This is a genomic window from Micromonospora sp. IBHARD004, assembly GCF_052814115.1.
Map to the genome: position 1 here is coordinate 5,585,532 of NZ_CP199934.1, position 18,044 is coordinate 5,603,575.

Genomic DNA, 18,044 nt, shown 5'->3' on the forward strand with positions numbered 1-18,044 from the left:
CGGCGGCGGGCGCGGGTGGAGCGGGGCAACGATGACCAAGATTGACGATGTCGCCCGCCTGGCCGGGGTCTCCACGGCCACCGTCTCGCGGGCGCTGCGCGGCCTCCCGACCGTGTCGGCCGCGACCCGGCGCCGGGTGCTCGCCGCCGCCGAGCAGCTCCAGTACGCGGTCTCTCCGAGCGCGTCGCGGCTGGCCGGCGGCAAGACCGGCACGGTGGCGGTGGTGGTCCCCCGGATCACCCGGTGGTTCTTCGGCACGGTCGTCGAGGCGGTCGAGGAGTTCGTCCACGAGTCCGGCTACGACCTGCTGCTCTACAACCTCGGCGGCCGGGAGCAGACCCGTCAGCGGGTGCTGCGCACGGCCAGCCTGCACAAGCGGGTGGACGCGGTCATCCTGGTCGCCACGCCATTGCGCCCGCCGGAGGTTACCGCGCTGACCGCGCTGGACCTGCCCGGCGTCACCATCAGCTCCGGCACGGTGATGCCCGGCTGGCCCTGCGTCCGGATCGACGACGTGGCCGCCGCGCGGACCGCCACCCGGCACCTGCTCGATCTCGGCCACACCCGGATCGCGCACATCTCCGGCGACCCGGACGACGAGCTGGCCTTCACCACCCACCTGGACCGGCGGCGGGGCTACCAGGCGGCACTGCGGACGGCCGGGATCCGCCCCGACCCCAGCCTGGACGTGGAGTCGCAGTTCACCATCGACGGCGGCAACCGGGCCACCGCCGAGCTGCTGGCCCGGGGCGAACCGCCCACCGCGATCTTCGCGGCCTGCGACGAGATGGCGATGGGCGCGATGACCGCGCTGCGGGACGCCGGGCTCCGGGTGCCGCAGGACGTCAGCGTGATCGGCATCGACGACCACGACCTGGCCAAGGTGCTCGGGCTGAGCACGATCGCGCAGCCGGCGGCGGAGCAGGGCCTGCTCGCCGCGCGAATCCTGCTCGACCCGTTGGGCGCCCGCACCGTCGAGTCGTACGCCAGGCACCTGCCGGCGCCGCGCGGCGGGGACGCCCCCGGCGACCAGCCGACACCGCCGGTGATCCTGCCCACTCGGCTGGTCGTGCGGGAGTCGACCGCCCCGCCCCGGGCAGACTGAAGAATTCGGCCGTCCTGCGGACGGTCGGGCAGCAACCGTCCGACCGCCGGACGGCACGGCACGACACAAGGGGAGAAGGCTCTGAACACCGACGTGACGCAGCAGGAGACGGCCGGCGTCCCGGCCACCGGCTGGTGGACCGAGGCCGTCATCTACCAGATCTACCCGCGTTCCTTCGCCGACTCCGACGGCGACGGCATCGGCGACCTCCCCGGCATCACCGCCCGCCTCGGTCACCTCGCCGAGCTGGGTGTCGATGCGGTCTGGCTGTCGCCGTTCTACCCGTCCCCGCAGGCCGACGCCGGGTACGACGTGGCCGACTACCGGGACGTCGACCCGCTCTTCGGCCGGCTCGCCGACGCCGACAAGATGATCGCCGAGGCGAAGGCGCGCGGCCTGCGGGTCATCGTCGACCTGGTGCCGAACCACACCTCGTCCGCGCACCGCTGGTTCCAGGCCGCGCTGGCCGCCGCGCCGGGCAGCCCCGAGCGGCAGCGGTACGTCTTCCGCGACGGCCGGGGAGCCGACGGCGCCGAGCCGCCGAACGACTGGCAAAGCGTCTTCGGCGGGCCGGCGTGGACCCGGGTCCCCGACGGGCAGTGGTACCTGCACCTCTTCGACACCGGCCAGCCCGACCTCAACTGGGACAGCCCGGAGGTCCGCACCGAGTTCCTGGACGTGCTGCGGTTCTGGCTGGACCGGGGCGTCGACGGCTTCCGGGTGGACGTGGCCCACGGCCTGATCAAGCAGGCCGACCTGGCGAACTGGCAGGAGCCGCAGGAGATCCTCTCCGGCAAGGAGGCGGACAAGCCGCGCCCGCCGATGTGGGACCAGGACGGCGTGCACGAGATCTACCGGGAATGGCGGCGGCTGCTCGACTCGTACGACGGCGAGCGGATCCTGGTCGCCGAGGCCTGGGTGGAGCCGGCCGAGCGGCTGGCCCGGTACGTCCGCCCCGACGAGATGCACCAGGCGTTCAACTTCGAGTACCTGCTCGCCGCCTGGACCGCCCCCGCCCAGTACGCGGTGGTCACCCGCTCGCTGGAGGCCACCGACGCGGTCGGCGCCCCCACCACCTGGGTGCTCTCCAACCACGACGTGGTCCGGCACGCCTCCCGGCTCGGGCTGCCGGTGGGCACGCCCCGGCCGAACGGCATCGGCATCGGCGACCCGCAGCCGGACGCCGCGCTCGGGCTGCGCCGGGCCCGGGCGGCCACCCTGCTGATGCTCGCCCTGCCCGGCTCCGCCTACCTCTACCAGGGCGAGGAGCTGGGGCTGCCGGAGCACACCACGCTCCCCGACGAGGCCCGGCAGGACCCGACCTGGGAGCGCAGCGGGCACACCGAGCGCGGCCGGGACGGCTGCCGGGTGCCGATCCCGTGGGAGGCCGACGCTCCGTCGTACGGCTTCGGGCCGACCGACGCGAGCTGGCTGCCGCAGCCCCCGAGCTGGGCCGAGTACGCCCTGGACCGGCAGCGCGGGGTGCCCGGCTCGACGTACGAGCTGTACCGCACCGCGCTGCGGCTGCGCCGCGAGCACGGGCTGGCCCGGGGGCCGCTGGAGTGGCTCTCCACCGGTGACGAGGTGCTCGCCTTCCGCAACGGCGGCCTGACCGTGCTGACCAACTTCGGCCCGGCCGCCGTCCCGGCCCCGACCGGCGAGGTGCTGCAGAGCAGCGCCCCGCTCGACGACGACGGCCGGGTCCCGACGGACGTGACGGTCTGGGTCCGCGCCTGACCACCGCCCGGCCCGCCGGCCGCCGCTCCGGGGCGGCGCCGGCGGGCCGGTCCGTTCCCGGCCGCGGCGCCCGCCGCCGTTGGCGGGAACCGACGTGGATGGCGGGGCCCGGGCCGACGCGCAGGGCCGACGACGCGGCTCAGAGGCGGTCGGCGCGGGCGTGCAGGAGGTCGTGCACGGAGTCGATGTCGCCGGGTGAGGTGCGCGCGGCGAGCCAGTACATGACGCCGGTGGGGATGAAGAAGAGCTGGAAGGCGGCCAGCCCGACGGCGTAGTTCAGCGGTGGCGGGAAGGCCGCCCGCAGCCCGGCGAAGGCCACCCCGACCAGCCCGTTGCCGGCCGCCCGACCGACCCCGTTGACCAGGTTGCCGAGGCTGTAGACGGTGCCCCGGTGCTCGGGCGGGTTGACGTCGGCGATCAGTGCGAACCAGTTCGGCGAGTTGGCCGAGGTGAGCGCCAGCGCCAGCACGGCGGTGAGCAGGCTCAGCCCGACGGTGGGCTCGGTGACCACGCTGGCCAGGACGGCGGTGACCACCGCCCCGGAGCCCGCGCCGTCCGGCACGTCGATCCGGATCGGCACGAAGAACAGGACCAGGTAGAACGGCACGGCCGCGAGGATGCCCACCGCCGCGACCAGGGCCCGCCCGCTCGGCGTACGCCGTTGCAGCGCGTCGCCGACCAGGCCGCCCACGATGGAGAGCACCCCGCCGAGCTGGAACAGGGTGGCGAAGACACTGCCCACCACGACGGCGGTGGCCGCCGAATAGCCCTGCGCCTCGGCCCGCTGGGAGAAGAGCACCGGCAGCCAGACCAGCGAGCCGAACGCGGCCTGCGCGGTGAGCCCCTGCAGGATGAGCCAGCGGTTGGTCCGCCGGGCGAGGATCCGGGGCAGGTCGGACCGGGTGATCCGGTAGTCGTAGTCGGCGCCGGCGTCGATCGCCTCGGCCAGCTCCGGCTCGCTCTGCCCGCGCCGGATGTCGTACGTGAACAGGTAGGCGGCCGTCGCGGCCAGCCCCACCACGGTGAGCACCAGGAACGGCTGTCGCCAGTCGGTGGCGCCGAGGATGCCGCCGGTCAGCGTGCCGGCGAGGGTGCCGACGCCCTGGGACAGGCCCCAGAAGCTCATCACCAGCCCTCGGCGGCGGGGCGAGATCAGGTCGGTCACCACGGAGAAGCCGACCGAACCGACCGCCCCGAGCCCGACCGCGGCGACGAGCTGGGCGGCCAGGAACGTCGGGTAGTGCTCCGCGAACGCGCTGCCGCCGGTGCCGGCCGCCCAGATCAGCGTGCCGACCATGAGCAGCGGCTTGCGGTTGGTCCGGTCGCCGACGTACGCCCAGGCGACCGCGGCCACCGCGCTGACCAGGAAGCTCACCGCGGTGACCAGGCCGAGCAGCCGCTGGGACACGCCCAGCGCGCCGGAGATCGGCCCGTACAGCGGCGGGACCAGGCCGATCGCCACGTTGTCCAGCGAGGCGAGGACCACGAAGACCACGACGCTGTAGAACCGGTGCGCCGCGTTCCCGCGTCGGGAGATCCTGGTGCCGATCATGTCCGGCAGCAAACCAGGAGCAGATCACGGCCCGGTGACGGCCCCCACCCGGAACCCGGCCTCAAAGGTAACCGCCGATCTCGACCGGGGCGGCGGCGACCGGGGTCGCGCCGGCGCGCAGCGCGTACAGCTCGGCCAACGTGGCGCCCTGCGACGGCACCCCCGCCAGGCCGCCGAGCCACCCGGTCGCCTCCTGGTGCGACAGCGGCCCCACCTCGATCCGGGCGAGACACCGCCCGGGACGGACCACGGCGGGGTGCAGCCGGGAGAGGTCCTCGTTGGTGGTGATCGCGACCAGCACGTCCCTACCCTGGCCGAGCAGCCCGTCGGTGAGGTTGAGCAGGCGGGACAGCGCCTGCCCGGCCGCCTGCTTCGCCTCGCCCCGGATCAGCTCGTCGCAGTCCTCCAGGATGAGCAGCCGCCACCGCCGGCCCCGGCCGCTCTCCCCGTCGTCCTCCTCGCCGACCGCGACCTCGGAGAGGTAGGCCGCGTCGGCGAAGAGGACGTCGGGGTCGAGGACGGTGTCCACCTGACACCAGTCACGCCACTGCCGGGACAGCGCACGGAGGGCGGTGGTCTTCCCGGTGCCCGGAGCGCCGTGCAGCAACACCAGCCGCCCCGAAACGGTCTCCGGCGTGGCGGCCATCAGCCCGTCCAGGGCGGTCCGCGCCGCCGCGGCGTAGTTGTGCCGGATGGCGGACCACGGCGGCGCGGCGATCGACCGTAGGTCGCGCTGCGCGCCCCGGCGCGGGTTCTGGTGCCAGAAGCCGATCCGCCCCGCGTCCGGGTCCTCCGGCTCGGCGGCGCCGTCGACGATCCGGTCCAACGCGGCCTGACCCACCTCGTCCGTCACCGCCGTCACGGTGACCTCGGCGCCTCGCCCCTTCCAGGTCACCACCCGCGCCGTCCAGCCGTCGCCGGCGAGCAGCCGGGAGCGCTGCCGGTGCTCGATGGCCGTCCGCACCAGCCGCCCGTCGGCCGGGGTCAAAGTGGCCTCGGGACGTACCCGGGACAGCCGGACGGTGCGCGACCAGGGGTGCCGCCCGGTCACGAAGTCCGCCAGCACCAGCGCGTCGACGACGTCGCAGGGGGTGTCCGCGTCGTCGTACTGGAGGGCGGAGGGCAGGCTGCCGGGAGCGGGGGTGGTACGCATCCGTCGATCATCGCGAGTGCGGCGGCACCCGTACAGCCGTTTAGCCGCCGGCGCGGTCGAGGGTCCGGTCCGCGGCCTCGGCGTAGCGGGCCCGGACGGCGGGGACCGGGTCGGCGGCGTACTCCCGGGTCTCGGCGAGCGGCCACTCGGGCGGCGCCGCCCGGCCCAGGGCGATCCAGGCGGCCTGCCGGGCGGCGCCGTCGGCGACGTACTCCCCGGGCGGTGGCACGACCACCGGGCAGCCGAAGACCTGCGGCGCGATCCGCCGGACCGCCGCCGACCGGGCGCCGCCGCCGACCAGGACGACCCGGTCGGCGCGCGCGCCCTGGGCGATCAGCGCGTCGAGCCCGTCGGCGAGCGCGCAGAGCATCCCCTCGACGGCGGCCCGGGCCAGGTGGCCGGCGGTGGCGTTGTGCAGGGTCAGCCCGTGCACCGAGCCGGTTGCCAGTGGCCGGTTCGGGGTCCGCTCCCCCTCCAGGTACGGCACCATGACCAGCCCGTCCGCGCCGGCCGGGGCGGCCAGCGCCAGCTCGGCCAGCTCGTCCAGCCCGACCCGGAGCAGCGACGCCGCCGCGTCGAGCACCCGGGCCGCGTTGAGGGTGCAGACCAGCGGCAGGTACCGGCCGGTGGCGTCGGCGAAGCCGGCCACGGCGCCGGTCCCGTCGGCGGCCGGGGTGTCGGCCACCGCGAAGACGGTCCCCGAGGTGCCGATCGAGACGACCACGTCGCCGGGGCCGGCGCCGACGCCGAGCGCCGCGGCGGCGTTGTCCCCGGTCCCCGGGCCGAGCTGCACGCCGGTCGAGCCGGCGCCGCCGAGCACCGCCGGATCGAGCACGCCCGCCGGCTCGGCCGGACCGAGCACCACCGGCACCCCCAGCCGGCGGCCGAACGCCCGCTCCAGCAGGTCGAGGCGGTACTCCCCGGTGGCCGGGGACCAGTAGCCCGTGCCGCTGGCGTCACCCCGGTCGGTGCGCAGCGCGGCCAGGCCGGGGGCGCCGGCCAGCCGCCAGGTGAGCCAGTCGTGCGGCAGGCAGACCGCCGCCACCCGGCCCGCGTTCGCCGGCTCGTGCCGGGCCAGCCACCGCAGCTTGGTCGCGGTGAAGCTGGCCACCGGCACGCTGCCCGTCGCCTCGGCCCAGAACCGGCGGCCGGTCCCGTCGCCGCCGGCCTCCTCGACCAGGTCCCGGGCGGCGTCGGCGGACCGGGTGTCGTTCCAGAGCAGGGCCGGGCGGACCACCTCCCCCGCCTCGTCCAGGCAGACCATGCCGTGCTGCTGACCGGCGACCGAGACGGCGGCGACGTCCGCCAGCCCGCCGGCCGCGTCGACGGCCGCGAGCAGGGCGTCCCACCAGGACCGCGGGTCGACCTCGGTGCCGTCGGGGTGCGGCGCGCGGCCCTGCCGGACCAGCGCGCCGGTCTCCGCGTCGCGGACGACGACCTTGCAGGACTGGGTGGACGAGTCGACCCCGGCGACGAGCGGCATGGCGGCCGACTCAGCGCGCGCCGAGCAGGTGCTCGACGGCGAGCTGGTTGAGCCGGACGAAGCCGAAGCCCTTCGCCCCGGCCGCATCCGGGTCGAACTCCTCGAACGCGGCACGGTCGGCGAGCAGGTCGGCGTAGCCCTCCCCCGGGTTGAGGGTCGGTGTGGCCAGGTCGCCGACCTTGCTGGCCGCGAGCGCCTCGGCCACCTCGGGGTCGGCCCGGAACGCGGCGGCCCGCTCCTTGAGCAGGAGGTACGTCCGCATGTTCGCCTCCGCCGAGGCCCACACCCCGGTCATGTCCTCGGTGCGGGAGGGCTTGTAGTCGAAGTGCCGCGGCCCGTCGTAGGCGGGGCCGCCGTCGGGGCCGCCGTGCTCCAGCAGGTCCACCAGCGCGAACGCGTTGAGCAGGTCGCCGTGGCCGAAGACCAGGTCCTGGTCGTACTTGATGCCGCGCTGGCCGTTGAGGTCGATGTGGAAGAGCTTGCCCTGCCAGAGCGCCTGGGCGATGCCGTGGGCGAAGTTCAGCCCGGCCATCTGCTCGTGGCCGACCTCCGGGTTGAGCCCGACGAGTTCGGGGCGGGCCAGGGTGGAGATGAACGCCAGCGCGTGGCCGACGGTGGGGAGCAGGATGTCGCCGCGCGGCTCGTTCGGCTTGGGTTCGAGGGCGAAGCGCAGCTGGTAGCCGTTGTCGACGACGTACTGGCAGAGCAGGTCGACCGCCTCGCGGTAGCGGTCCAGCGCCGAGCGGACGTCCTTGGCCAGGTCGTACTCGGCGCCCTCCCGGCCGCCCCACATCACGAAGGTGCGGGCGCCCAGCTCGGCGGCGAGGTCGACGTTGCGCAGCACCTTGCGCAGCGCGTAGCGGCGGACGTCGCGGTCGTTGCTGGTGAAGCCGCCGTCCTTGAAGACCGGGTGGGTGAAGAGGTTGGTGGTGACCATCGGAACCACCAGGCCGGTCTCGTCGAGGGCCTTGCGGAACCGGGTCAGCCGGGCGTCGCGGGTGGCCGCGTCCGCGCCGAAGGGGACCAGGTCGTCGTCGTGAAAGGTGATCCCGTACGCCCCGAGCCCGGCGAGCCGGTGGACCGCCTCGACCGCGTCCAGCTCGGGCCGGGTGGCGTCGCCGAACGGGTCGCGGGCCTGCCAGCCCACCGTCCAGAGACCGAAGGAGAACTTGTCGGCGGGGGTGGGACGGGGTGCCATGGCAGACCTCCGGTGGTGTCGCCGCAATTTGTTCAACGGTTGAATTAAATGGCCGCCGTGTGGCAGTGTCAAGAGGTGACCAGCCCCAGCACCGCCGGCGCCGTCCGGCAGGGCAGCCTCCGCGAGCTCAACCTCGCGGTCGTGCTCCGGCGGATCGCCGCCGCCGACCGGCCGCCCTCCCGGGCCGAGATCGCCGCCGGCACCGGCCTCACCCGGGCCACCGTCTCCGCCGTGGTGGACGACCTGATCGTCGGCCGGCTGGTGGCCGAGGCCGACCCCGCCCCGCGTACCGGCGCCGGCCGGCCCGCCCGCGGCCTGGTGCTGGCCGGCGACGGGCCGGCCGGGCTCGGCCTGGAGGTCAACGTCGACTACCTCGCCGCCTGCGTGGTGGACCTGACCGGCACGGTCCGGCACCACGTCGTGCGCCGCGCCGACCTGCGCCCGGTCTCCCCCGCCGACGCGCTGGCCCGGCTCGCCGCGCTCGCCGCCGATGCCCGCGCCGCTGCGGCGCGCCAGGGGCTGACCCTGGCCGGCGCGGCCCTCGCCGTGCCGGGTCTGGTCGACGCCGGCGGCATGGTCCGGCTCGCCCCCAACCTGGGCTGGCGGGACGTGGACGTGCCCGCGCTGCTCGCCGGGGACCGCCTGACCGAGCCGGTCGACGGGGTGCCGCCGCTGGTGGTGGAGAACGAGGCGAACCTGGCCGCCGTCGGCGAGCTGCACGCCGGCCCGTCCGGGTCCGCGAGCTTCCTGTACATCTCCGGCGAGATCGGGATCGGCGCCGGGATCGTCCTCGACGGGCGGCTGTACCGGGGCACCCGCGGCTGGAGCGGCGAGATCGGTCACATCCCGGTGCATCCCGAGGGGCGGCCCTGCCGCTGCGGCGGCCGCGGCTGCCTGGAGCGGTACGCGGGTCAGGAGGTCGTCCTCGCCGCGGCCGGACTGGCCGGCGCGGAGCTGCCCGCGGACACCGCCGCGACCCGGCTGGCGGACCTCGCCCGGGCCGGCGACCCGGCCACCCTCGCGGCGCTGGCGGACGCCGGGACCGCGCTCGGGGTCGCTGTCGCCGGTGTGGTGAACCTGCTGGATCTGGACACCGTGGTGCTCGGCGGCGGATACGCCCCGCTCGCCCCCTGGCTCCGGCCGCCGGTGGTCGGGGAGCTCTCCTGCCGCGTGCTCACCGCGGCCTGGTCCCCGGTGACCGTGCGGCCGGCGGCCCTCGGCGCGCGGTCCGCGGCCGTCGGCGGCGCCGCGTCGGTGGTCCGCCGGATCGTGGACCGGCCGGTCGGCTGGCTGGCCGCGGCGGCTGAGGCCAGCCTTCCTCGATAGGCGATCACCAGCCTCCCTCGGTACGCTTGCCGGCAGGCAACCGACCCGCAAACTCAGGAGTGCACCGACACCATGCGCACAGGTCGACAGACCGGGGCGCCCGGCGACCGGCGGTGACGACGACCCGCCGGGGTGGGCTCGCCGGGCCGGTCAGCGGCGGCGGGCAGGCCTCCCGACCCCGGGTCCGCCGGTCCCCCGACACCGGACTGCCGGCCGACTCCCGACTCGCCCGCGAGCTGCTGGACGGGCTCGCCGAGGCGATCGTGACCACCGACCACGCCGGCGTGGTGACGCTGGTCAACGCGATGGCGGCCGAACTCCTCCCCGAGCTGACCCCCGGCGCCGAGCTGGCCCGCTGTCCGGTGCCCGCGCTCGCCGAGGCCGTCCGGCAGGGAGCCGGAACCTTCGACGCGGAACACCGTGGCCGGCGGCTGCGCGGCACCCGGCGCGCCCTGGCCGGCGGCCGCTGCGCCTGGTACGTGCGGGACGTCACCGAAGAGCAGGCGCGGACCGACGCGCTGCTCGCCGAGCGCTCCCGGACCGCCTTCCTGGCCCGGGCCGGCAGCCGGCTCGGCCTGTCGCTGCACCGCGACCAGACGATGCGGGCCACCACCACACTGCCGGTCCCCTACCTGGCCGACGCCGCGGTGGTCGTGCACCGCCCGCCGGCGCCGGCCGACGACCAGCCGCGCTGGATCCGGTACGCCACGGGCGACGCCGGTCCCGTCACCGGGGTGGGCAGCTGGGGGCTGGCCACCTCCGTACCCGGGCTCGCCGAGGCGCTCGACGGGGACGCCACCGAGCCCAGCCCCTGGCTGAACGCTGAACTGGCCGACCTGGCCGAGGTGCTTCCCGACGACTTCGGCCGGCCCGGGACCGTGCTGATCAGCCCGATGCTCAGCGCCGGCGGCCCGGCCGGCGCGCTGGTCCTGATCCGCCGGACCGAGCGTCCCGGGTTCGACCAGCGGGAGATCGAGCTGGCCCGGGAGTTCGCGAACCGGGCGGGGGCCGCGCTGGCCGCGGCCGAGCTCTACGGCGAGCAGGCCCACCTGGCCCGCGTCCTGCAGCAGAGCCTCCTCCCGCCGGAGCTGCCGCGGATCGGCGGGATCACCCTCGCCGGCGGCTACCGCGCCGCCGGGGACAGCCTGCGCATCGGCGGCGACTTCTACGACGTCTTCGCCACCCAGCGGGGCGCCCTGTTCGCGCTCGGGGACGTCTGCGGCAAGGGGGTCGGCGCGGCCGTGCTGACCGGCCGGGTACGCCAGTCGTTGCAGACCCTCCGCCTGGTCGAACAGCGGCCGCTGGAGCTGATGGGGCTGCTCAACCGGGCGCTCTTCGACGCGCCGGACGCGGCCCGGCGGGCCCAGTTCACCACCCTGCTGCTCGGCACCCTGACCCGCGAACCGGACGGTGGGCTGCTGGTCCGGGTGGCCGGAGGCGGGCATCCGGACCCGCTGGTCGTCCGCGCCGACGGCACGGTGGAGCCGGTCCCGGTCGGCGGCATGCCGATCGGCGCGCTGGCCGACGCCCGCTTCGCCGAGGCCGAGGTGCGGCTCGCCCCGGGCGACCTGCTGCTCGCCCACAGCGACGGGGTGACCGAGGCCCGCGGCGGCCCCACCGAGCTGCAGATGTTCGGTGACGCCCGGCTGCGGCAGGCGCTGGCGTCGGCCGCCGGTCTCCCGCCGGGCGTCCTGGTGGGCCGGCTGATCCAACTGGTCGACGAGTGGCTCGACGGGCAGGTCCACGACGACCTCGCCCTGCTCGCCGTGGCGCCGGCGCCCGCGTCACAGCCGACGTGACCGGGCCCGGCGGGATCGGGCCGGAGACCGTCGAGGCGTACCTGGACCGTGATGGTGTCGTACCTGCACCAGACCGGCCCCGACGCCGCCGCTCGGGGCGGCCGTCGCCCGATCGGCGGATCAGGCCGTGCGGGCCACCGGCGGGTCACCGGCCGAGTCGTCCACCCACTCCGCCGCCGACTCCCCGCGCCGCGACCCCTGCGCCACCGGCCAGCCGGCCTCCGAGACGGCCGTGGCCTCCCGGCGCCGGGCGCTCTCGTCGAACTCGCGCATGCCGCGCAGCAGCGCCTCCCGCCCCTCCGGAGTCATCCCGGCGAGGACCTGGTCCAGCCGCTGCCGGCGGTCGGACCGCAGCTCGGCGAGGAGCCGGACCGCCTCCGGGGTCAGGTGCAGGGAGATCTCCCGCCGGTCGAAGCGGCCGGGCTCCCGCTCCAACATCCCGGCCGCGACCAGCCGGTCGCAGAGCCGGCTGGCCGAGGAGAGCAGCATGTCCGTCAGCGTGGCGAGCCGGCGAAGGTTGATCCCGTCGTGCTGTTCGACGACCATGACCGCACGCAACTGGGCGCTGGAGAGCCGGCTGGTGGTTCCCTCCCGGGCCGCCTCCCAGACGGCCAGCAGGGTGCCCGCCGCCTCGTCCAGGGCGGCGGCCATACTCGCATCTGGTCCGTAGGGACCGTGTTCTTCGGCCATGGTGGGCCCGAGACTACCCGCCCCACCAGGGCATCGACCTGTGCGAAGGAGCAAAGATGAGTGGACCGGAGGATCTGGCCCGCCGGACCCTGGCCAAGGCTCCGGCCGACCTCCTGCTCGACCGGCTGGCCGGCGAGCTCGAAGAGGTGTACCAGATCACCCGGGTCGAGCTGTACCAGGTCGACTACCGGCTGGCGGAGCTGCTGCCGCTGGGCGGCGGCGAGCCGATCACCGGCCCGGGCCACCCGGCCTGGCGGTGCTTCGACCACCAGGAGCCGATCCTCGCCGACGGGAGCGGCTGGTTCCCGGTGGGCATGCGCGGCGAGCGGCGGGGTGTGCTGCGCGTCTCCCCGCTGCCGGACGACCCGGCCGCCGTCCACGAGCTCGACGCGATCGCCACCGCGCTCGGCCATGAGCTGGCCGCCGTCGCCGCCAGCACGGACATCTACCTGAGCGCCCGGCGCACCCGGCGGCTCACGCTCGCCGCCGAGATGCAGTGGGAGCTGCTGCCCGGCCGCAGCCGGATCCGCCCGTCGTTCAGCCTCGCCGGGCAGCTGGAGCCGGCGTACGCGGTGCGGGGTGACAGCTTCGACTGGTCCGACGACGGCCACCGGCTGTGGCTCTCGGTGATAAACGGCTCGGGCGAGGGGGTGGCCGCCTCCATGCTCACCTCGCTCGCCACCCACGCGCTGCGCAACGCCCGCCGGGCCGAGCTGGGCCTGGCCGACCAGGCCGCCCTGGCCGACCAGGCGGTCTATGCCCTGCACCGGGGCGACCAGCACCTCTCCGCGCTGCTGCTGGAGCTGGACCTGGCCTCCGGACTGCTCACCGTGGTCGACGCCGGGTCGCCGCGCCTGGTGCTGCTGCGCGACGGCGAGGTCAGCGAGCAGGTCCTGGAGAAGCAGTTCCCGCTGGGCATGTTCGAGGGCACGGACTACCGGGAGCAGCGCTTCCAGCTGCGCCGCGGGGACCGGCTCTTCGTGGTCAGCGACGGCGTCATCGACGCGACCGGCCAGCACGTCCGGTACGGCGAGACGGCGCTGGACCGCTTCCTGCGGCGTACCGGGCCGATGGAGCCGCTGGACGCCGTCCGGTCGTTGCTCGGTGACCTGCGGGCGTTCGTCGCCGGCGACCTGGTCGACGACGCCGTGGTGGTCTGCCTCGACTGGCTCGGGCCGCAGCCCTGACCGGGCAACCGGCTCCGGCGACGACTCGCCGGGGCCGGTGGCTCAGTACGCGCCGCGGCTGTTGAGCACCGCGCCGAAGGTCTTCCAGAGGATGGTCAGGTCGGCGGCGAGCGACCAGTTCTCCACGTAGTAGAGGTCGAGCCGGATGCCGTCCTCCCAGCTCAGGTCGGACCGGCCGCTGACCTGCCAGAGACCGGTCATGCCGGGCTTCACCAGCAGTCGCCGGGCCACGTCGCCGTCGTACCGGGCCACCTCGGAGGGGAGCGGCGGGCGCGGGCCGACCAGGCTCATCTGGCCGAACAGCACGTTCACCAGCTGGGGCAGCTCGTCCAGGGACCACTTGCGCAGCAGCCGGCCGATCCGGGTGACCCGGGGGTCGTCGCGCATCTTGAACATCAGGCCGTCGGTCTCGTTGCGGGCGGCCAGCTCGGCGAGCAGGGCGTCGGCGTTGACCACCATGGTGCGGAACTTGAAGACGCCGAACTCCTCGCCACCCTGACCGACCCGGACCTGGCGGAACAGCACCGGCCCCCGGCTGTCCAGCTTGATGGCGAGCGCGATCACCACCAGCACCGGCAGCAGCAGGGTCAGCGCCACGAACGAGAGGGACCGGTCGACCAGGCCCTTGACCAGCTTGCGGGCGCCCCGGAACTCGGGGGCCTCGACGTGGATCAGCGGCAGGCCGGCGACCGGCCGGGTGTGGATGCGGGGGCCGGCGACGTCGGTCAGCGCCGGGGCGACGACGAGGTCCACCCCGGTCCCCTCGAGCTGCCAGCCGAGCCGGCGCAGCCGGGTCGCGGTCAGCTCGCCGGAGGCGGTGACCGCCACCGTGTCCGCCCCGATGGCGGTGGCCGCCTCGGGGATGCCCCGGAACGAGCCGACCACCGGTACGTCGCCCAGCCGCTGCGGCACCGGGGCGAGCAGCGCGTCCGGGATGCACGCCCCGACCACGTGGTATCCGGCGTACGGCTCCCGGCGCAGGGTGTGCACCAGCTCCAGCACGTGCGCGGTGTCGCCGACCACCAGCACCTTGCGGGACCAGCCGGCGCCCCGGTCCCGGGCGCGGTGCAGCCGCTTGCGGGCGGCGAAGCGGGCCACCTCGAGCCCGACCGTGCCGACCGCGAAGGAGATCGCCAGGAAGCCGCGGGAGACGCCGACGTCGGCGATGTAGCCGGCGATGGCGATGCCGCCGGCCAGCCGCAGGCTCGCCGAGCTGACCCGCCGGTACTCGTCGGCTCCGTAGCCGAGCACCCGGTCGTCGTAACAGCGCAGCGCCCGCAGCGAGATCAGCCAGGCCAGCAACAGGCCGGGGGCGACCACGACGTACGGGATCTCCGAGCCGCTGGGCTCCTCGTCGCCGAAGCGGGCGACGTACCCGACGAGGATGGCCACCGCCAGAACGGCGGTGTCCAGCACCGCCAGGAGCCGGATGTAGGCCCGCTCGTCGGCACGCGCCGCCGGCCCGGGGCGGTCGCCCCTCGGTCGCGACGGGGTCCTGGCGGGGGTCAACAGTGTCGCCGAGGTCACCGGCCCTCCCCATCTCGCTCAGGACGGCCCCGGCCGGACGGACCTCGATCGAGGACCGGCGGCGGAGCACTCCGACATCTTGCCTGGAAAATTATGTACGCCAATTGCTTCGGACGCATTGCCGTCACTTTCCCGACCCCCGCGGGCCGGGAAGCGTTCCGCCGTACCGGTTCTCCCGGTACGGCGGAACCCGTTCGCTGAGTGACGGGTCAGCGCGGCGCGGTCGGGCGCGCCGCGATCGCCTGCAGGAAGATCTCACCGATCTTGGTCGGGTCCGTGGCGACGAAGGCGACGCCATCGGCCTCCTTCGCGATCGTCTCGAGCTCCGACCTGCTGACTTCGTTACCGATACCGATGATGATCACCCGCACCGGCTGCTCCGGGTCCTTGATCTTCTTCAGCTTCTCGAGCAGTGCGGCCCGGGAGATGCCACTCTTGTCGTCGTTCTTGCCGTCAGTGAAGAGCACCACGGAGTTGACCTTGCCCGGCTCCCACTCCTTCTGGACCTCCTGGTAGGCGGCCAGCATGGTGTCGTAGAGGCCGGTGTCGCCGTCCGACGGCTTGATCCCGGCCAGCCCTCGCGCCAAGGCGCCCCGGTTGCTCGACAGTGGCTTGATCGGGATGACCGGCCGCCAGTCCTGCGAACCCACCAGCTCGGTGGAGAAGGTCCACAGCCCGATCGCCCAGGAGTCGTCGAAGAGGTTCAGGCCCTGGCTGGCTGCCTCCACGGTGACCTGCTCACGGGTGGCGCCGTTGGCGGTCGGCACCTTCTCCTTCATCGAGCCGGAGACGTCGATGACGCAGAGCATGCGGCCGGACTGGGTGGCGGCCGACCAGGTGGTGGTGGCCTTCGCGATGGCGCGAGGGTCCAGGCCAGCCGCCGCGCCCTGACCGGTCGGCGCGACGGTGGCCCTGCCGCCCGCCGGGCTCGGGGCGCCCTGGGGCGCCTTGAACCCCGCACCCCAGTTGCCGTCCGGCGAGCGCAGCGACTGCGCGGCCAGCCGGTTGCGGAAGCCCGGGGTGGTGAGCACCTCGAAGAGCACCTTCGCGGCCGACGCCTTCGCCGGCTCGATGCCCGGCAGCACCGCGAACGGGTAGTCCAGTGGCGTGGTGTCGTCGAGGTAGAGCGCCGCCAGCCGGATCGGCGGCTCGGTCGCGTTGTACGCCATCACGTCCTCTTCCGAGAGCGCGGCGGCGGCCAGCCCGTTCGCGATGGCTGTCGGGTCGGACGAGCGCGGGAAGCGCGCCAGCAGGTCCTGGCGCACCGAGGAACGGTTGGTGGCCAGGGCCCGCAGCGCCCCGGTCATCGCCTCCTGTTTCGCCACCGGGTCCTCGCCGCCGACGGAGCTGGCGGCGGTGGCCAGCGAGAGCAGGCCGGAGAGGCCGGCCGCGTCCTGGGTCGGCTCCACGATGCCGGCTTTCAGCGGCGACTTGCCGGTGGTGACCGCCTTCAGCAGATCGGTCCAGCTGAGCTTCTTCTCCGGCCAGCCGACCCGGGTGGCCACCGGCTCGGGCATGGCGACCACCACCGGGCTGCGGGCGATCGAGGCGCCGTTGGCCGGGGCGAAGGCGGTGGCGCCGCCGTTCTTGAGTCGCACCAGCCAGGTGGAGGAGTCCGGCACCCAGACGTCCGGGGTCACGGCCGTGCCGCTGGCCTGTCCGACGCCGGCCAGCGTCGCGCCGTGCTTGCTGGCCACGGCGGCGGCCACGTCGACCGACTCCGAGGAGGTGACGTTCACGCCGATGCAGGTGCCCCCGACCGCCGCCCCGTCGGCGACCCACTGGTCGGCCGCCGCCTTGACGGCGGGGGCGATCTCCGGGGCGGCCGCGACGGACAACTGGATCCGTCCGGAGCAGGACGGCCCCGCCAGCTGCTGGTAACCGAACCAGGAACCGGCGACGACGACGAGCACGGTCGCCGCGGCGGCGGCAACTGCCCCACGAAGGCTTGAACGCATGCGATGGCGGCCAGACACGGTGACCATCTTGCGTATCTCGTGGGGTTACTGCCACAACCGTTCGGTTGAAAGTTACGCAGGAGAAACAGTCGATCGCCAAACCGTGACCATGAGTGAGCGGTCAGTCATCCGGCGTGCCAAAAGTCCACTGCGGACGGTCACGTGAGTCGCTTCGGTGACCATCCGACTACGGGCGGACGCAGGTCGGGCTCGCCACCGGCACCGGCTCCCCCACCGCCGCCGGCACCCCGGTGTCCGGGTCCACCCGGAAGATCCTGATCATGTCGGCCCGTTCGTCGGCGACGTAGAGGTGCTCCCCGGTCAGCGCGAAGTGCCGGGGCCACTCCCCGCCGGTGTCGACCTCGACCACCAGCCGCGGCGACCCGTCGGCGACCGAGAAGACCGCGATCGTGCCGACCCCGCGGTTGCCGACGTAGAGGAAGCGGCCGTCCGGTCCGACGGCGACCTCGGAGGGCTGCACGTGCCCCGCGCGCCCGCTGGCGTCCACCCGCTCCCGCTGGTGCAGCGCACCGTCGGCGGTGAGGTCGTACGCGGTGACCGTCCCGTCCAGCTCGCCGACCAGCCAGCAGCGCCGCCCGTCGGGGTGCCGGGCCAGGTGCCGGGGCCCGGTCCCGGCCGGCGTGCGCAGCCGCGGGGCGCGGGGCACCAGCCGGCCGGAGGCGGCGTCGAGGTCGTACCGGTAGACCGAGTCGGTGCCCAGGTCGACGGCGAGCAGCGGTCCGGCGCCCGGGTCGGGCGAAGCCATGTGGCAGTGCGCCTTCTCCTGCCGCTCCGGGTCCGGCCCGTGCCCCTCGTGGTGGACCAGGTCGCTGCGCTCCCCCGGCACGCCGGCGGAGTCGAGCGGGAAGACGGCCACGCTCCCGCCGCCGTAGTTGGCCACGAAGAGGTGCCGCCCGTCCGGGGCGACCGCCAGGTGGCAGGGTTCGGCGCCCCCGGTCGGCTGGACACCCAGCGGGCTCAGGTCACCGTCCGGGGCCGCCCGGAACGCGCTGACCTGCCCCTCCGCCAGCTCGTTGACGGCGTAGAGCACGGGCAGCGCCGGGTGCCGGACCAGGAACGACGGCGACGCGGTGACCACCGCGGTGCCCAGCGGGGTCAGCTCCCCCGACGCCGGGTCGCGGCGGGCCGCGAGGATCCCGGCGGCCCGTCCGCCGCTCTCCGCCGTGTAGCCACCGATGTGGACGATCGCTGCCTGCGCGGTCACCCGACCCACCTTCCGCCGATTCCTCCGTCGATCCAACCAGAGGCTTCCCGGGAAGCCGGCCGTTCATCCGTCTCTTCCGGGACCAATTCGGCGTCCGGCCGCCG

At 74.9% G+C, this 18,044-nt stretch carries 13 protein-coding genes; 5 read left to right on the forward strand and 8 right to left on the reverse strand.

Annotation, left to right across the window (positions count from 1 at the left end; translation table 11 throughout):
- Positions 1 to 31: 31 nt before the first annotated feature.
- Together ACTWO6_RS27240 and ACTWO6_RS27245 are read left to right on the forward strand one after the other, a co-directional pair.
- Entirely contained in the window at positions 32 to 1,105 is a 1,074-nt protein-coding gene (locus tag ACTWO6_RS27240; protein WP_446216602.1) for a LacI family DNA-binding transcriptional regulator, read from the forward strand.
- A gap of 81 nt (positions 1,106 to 1,186) precedes the next feature.
- Complete coding sequence (locus ACTWO6_RS27245; RefSeq protein WP_446220784.1) at positions 1,187 to 2,842, forward strand: glycoside hydrolase family 13 protein; 1,656 nt, start codon at positions 1,187 to 1,189, stop codon at positions 2,840 to 2,842.
- 139 nt (positions 2,843 to 2,981) lie between these two features.
- Here the strand turns inward: ACTWO6_RS27245 and ACTWO6_RS27250 are convergent, their stop codons facing one another.
- The 4 genes from ACTWO6_RS27250 to xylA form a co-directional block, all read right to left on the reverse strand.
- Complete coding sequence (locus ACTWO6_RS27250; RefSeq protein ID WP_446216603.1) at positions 2,982 to 4,394, reverse strand: MFS transporter; 1,413 nt, start codon at positions 4,392 to 4,394, stop codon at positions 2,982 to 2,984.
- A 61-nt stretch (positions 4,395 to 4,455) separates the two neighbouring features.
- A complete protein-coding gene (locus tag ACTWO6_RS27255) occupies positions 4,456 to 5,547 on the reverse strand; it encodes a DUF5925 domain-containing protein (RefSeq protein ID WP_446216604.1) in 1,092 nt (363 codons plus the stop codon).
- 40 nt (positions 5,548 to 5,587) lie between these two features.
- Positions 5,588 to 7,030: a xylulokinase gene (xylB, locus tag ACTWO6_RS27260; protein ID WP_446216605.1), complete on the reverse strand. Its 1,443-nt coding sequence runs from the start codon at positions 7,028 to 7,030 to the stop codon at positions 5,588 to 5,590.
- Between the two features lie 10 nt (positions 7,031 to 7,040).
- Positions 7,041 to 8,228 (reverse strand): xylose isomerase, encoded by a 1,188-nt coding sequence (gene xylA / locus ACTWO6_RS27265; protein WP_446216606.1) that lies wholly within the window; start codon positions 8,226 to 8,228, stop codon positions 7,041 to 7,043.
- A 48-nt stretch (positions 8,229 to 8,276) separates the two neighbouring features.
- Between xylA and ACTWO6_RS27270 the strand changes: the two genes are divergently transcribed.
- Positions 8,277 to 9,554: an ROK family protein gene (locus ACTWO6_RS27270; protein WP_446216607.1), complete on the forward strand. Its 1,278-nt coding sequence runs from the start codon at positions 8,277 to 8,279 to the stop codon at positions 9,552 to 9,554.
- 113 nt (positions 9,555 to 9,667) lie between these two features.
- A complete protein-coding gene (locus tag ACTWO6_RS27275) occupies positions 9,668 to 11,353 on the forward strand; it encodes a SpoIIE family protein phosphatase (protein ID WP_446216608.1) in 1,686 nt (561 codons plus the stop codon).
- Positions 11,354 to 11,473: 120 nt separating this feature from the next.
- Here ACTWO6_RS27275 and ACTWO6_RS27280 read toward each other — a convergent pair whose 3' ends face one another.
- Positions 11,474 to 12,004, reverse strand: coding sequence for a MarR family winged helix-turn-helix transcriptional regulator (locus ACTWO6_RS27280; protein WP_446216609.1), 531 nt, complete (start codon positions 12,002 to 12,004; stop codon positions 11,474 to 11,476).
- Between the two features lie 95 nt (positions 12,005 to 12,099).
- On the opposite strand from ACTWO6_RS27280, the gene ACTWO6_RS27285 reads away from it, so the two are divergent.
- A complete protein-coding gene (locus tag ACTWO6_RS27285) occupies positions 12,100 to 13,230 on the forward strand; it encodes a PP2C family protein-serine/threonine phosphatase (RefSeq protein ID WP_446216610.1) in 1,131 nt (376 codons plus the stop codon).
- Between the two features lie 42 nt (positions 13,231 to 13,272).
- Here ACTWO6_RS27285 and ACTWO6_RS27290 read toward each other — a convergent pair whose 3' ends face one another.
- The 3 genes from ACTWO6_RS27290 to ACTWO6_RS27300 all read right to left on the reverse strand — a co-directional run bounded on the left by ACTWO6_RS27290 (position 13,273) and on the right by ACTWO6_RS27300 (position 17,949).
- On the reverse strand, positions 13,273 to 14,757 hold the full coding sequence (locus tag ACTWO6_RS27290; RefSeq protein WP_446216611.1) for a sugar transferase: 1,485 nt from the start codon (positions 14,755 to 14,757) through the stop codon (positions 13,273 to 13,275).
- 209 nt (positions 14,758 to 14,966) lie between these two features.
- Complete coding sequence (locus tag ACTWO6_RS27295; RefSeq protein WP_446216612.1) at positions 14,967 to 16,715, reverse strand: VWA domain-containing protein; 1,749 nt, start codon at positions 16,713 to 16,715, stop codon at positions 14,967 to 14,969.
- A 187-nt stretch (positions 16,716 to 16,902) separates the two neighbouring features.
- Positions 16,903 to 17,949, reverse strand: a complete 1,047-nt coding sequence (locus tag ACTWO6_RS27300) for a lactonase family protein (RefSeq protein ID WP_446216613.1) — start codon at positions 17,947 to 17,949, stop codon at positions 16,903 to 16,905.
- Positions 17,950 to 18,044: the final 95 nt, after the last annotated feature.

Excerpts from the sequence above, each read along its gene's own strand:
- ACTWO6_RS27255 (WP_446216604.1), bottom strand. The coding sequence starts at position 5,547 with ATGCGTACCACCCCCGCTCCCGGCAGCCTGCCCTCCGCCCTCCAGTAC.
- ACTWO6_RS27240 (WP_446216602.1), top strand. The coding sequence starts at position 32 with ATGACCAAGATTGACGATGTCGCCCGCCTGGCCGGGGTCTCCACGGCC.
- ACTWO6_RS27295 (WP_446216612.1), bottom strand. The coding sequence starts at position 16,715 with ATGCGTTCAAGCCTTCGTGGGGCAGTTGCCGCCGCCGCGGCGACCGTG.
- xylB (WP_446216605.1), bottom strand. The coding sequence starts at position 7,030 with ATGCCGCTCGTCGCCGGGGTCGACTCGTCCACCCAGTCCTGCAAGGTC.
- xylA (WP_446216606.1), bottom strand. The coding sequence starts at position 8,228 with ATGGCACCCCGTCCCACCCCCGCCGACAAGTTCTCCTTCGGTCTCTGG.
- ACTWO6_RS27250 (WP_446216603.1), bottom strand. The coding sequence starts at position 4,394 with ATGATCGGCACCAGGATCTCCCGACGCGGGAACGCGGCGCACCGGTTC.
- ACTWO6_RS27280 (WP_446216609.1), bottom strand. The coding sequence starts at position 12,004 with ATGGCCGCCGCCCTGGACGAGGCGGCGGGCACCCTGCTGGCCGTCTGG.
- ACTWO6_RS27285 (WP_446216610.1), top strand. The coding sequence starts at position 12,100 with ATGAGTGGACCGGAGGATCTGGCCCGCCGGACCCTGGCCAAGGCTCCG.
- ACTWO6_RS27270 (WP_446216607.1), top strand. The coding sequence starts at position 8,277 with ATGGCCGCCGTGTGGCAGTGTCAAGAGGTGACCAGCCCCAGCACCGCC.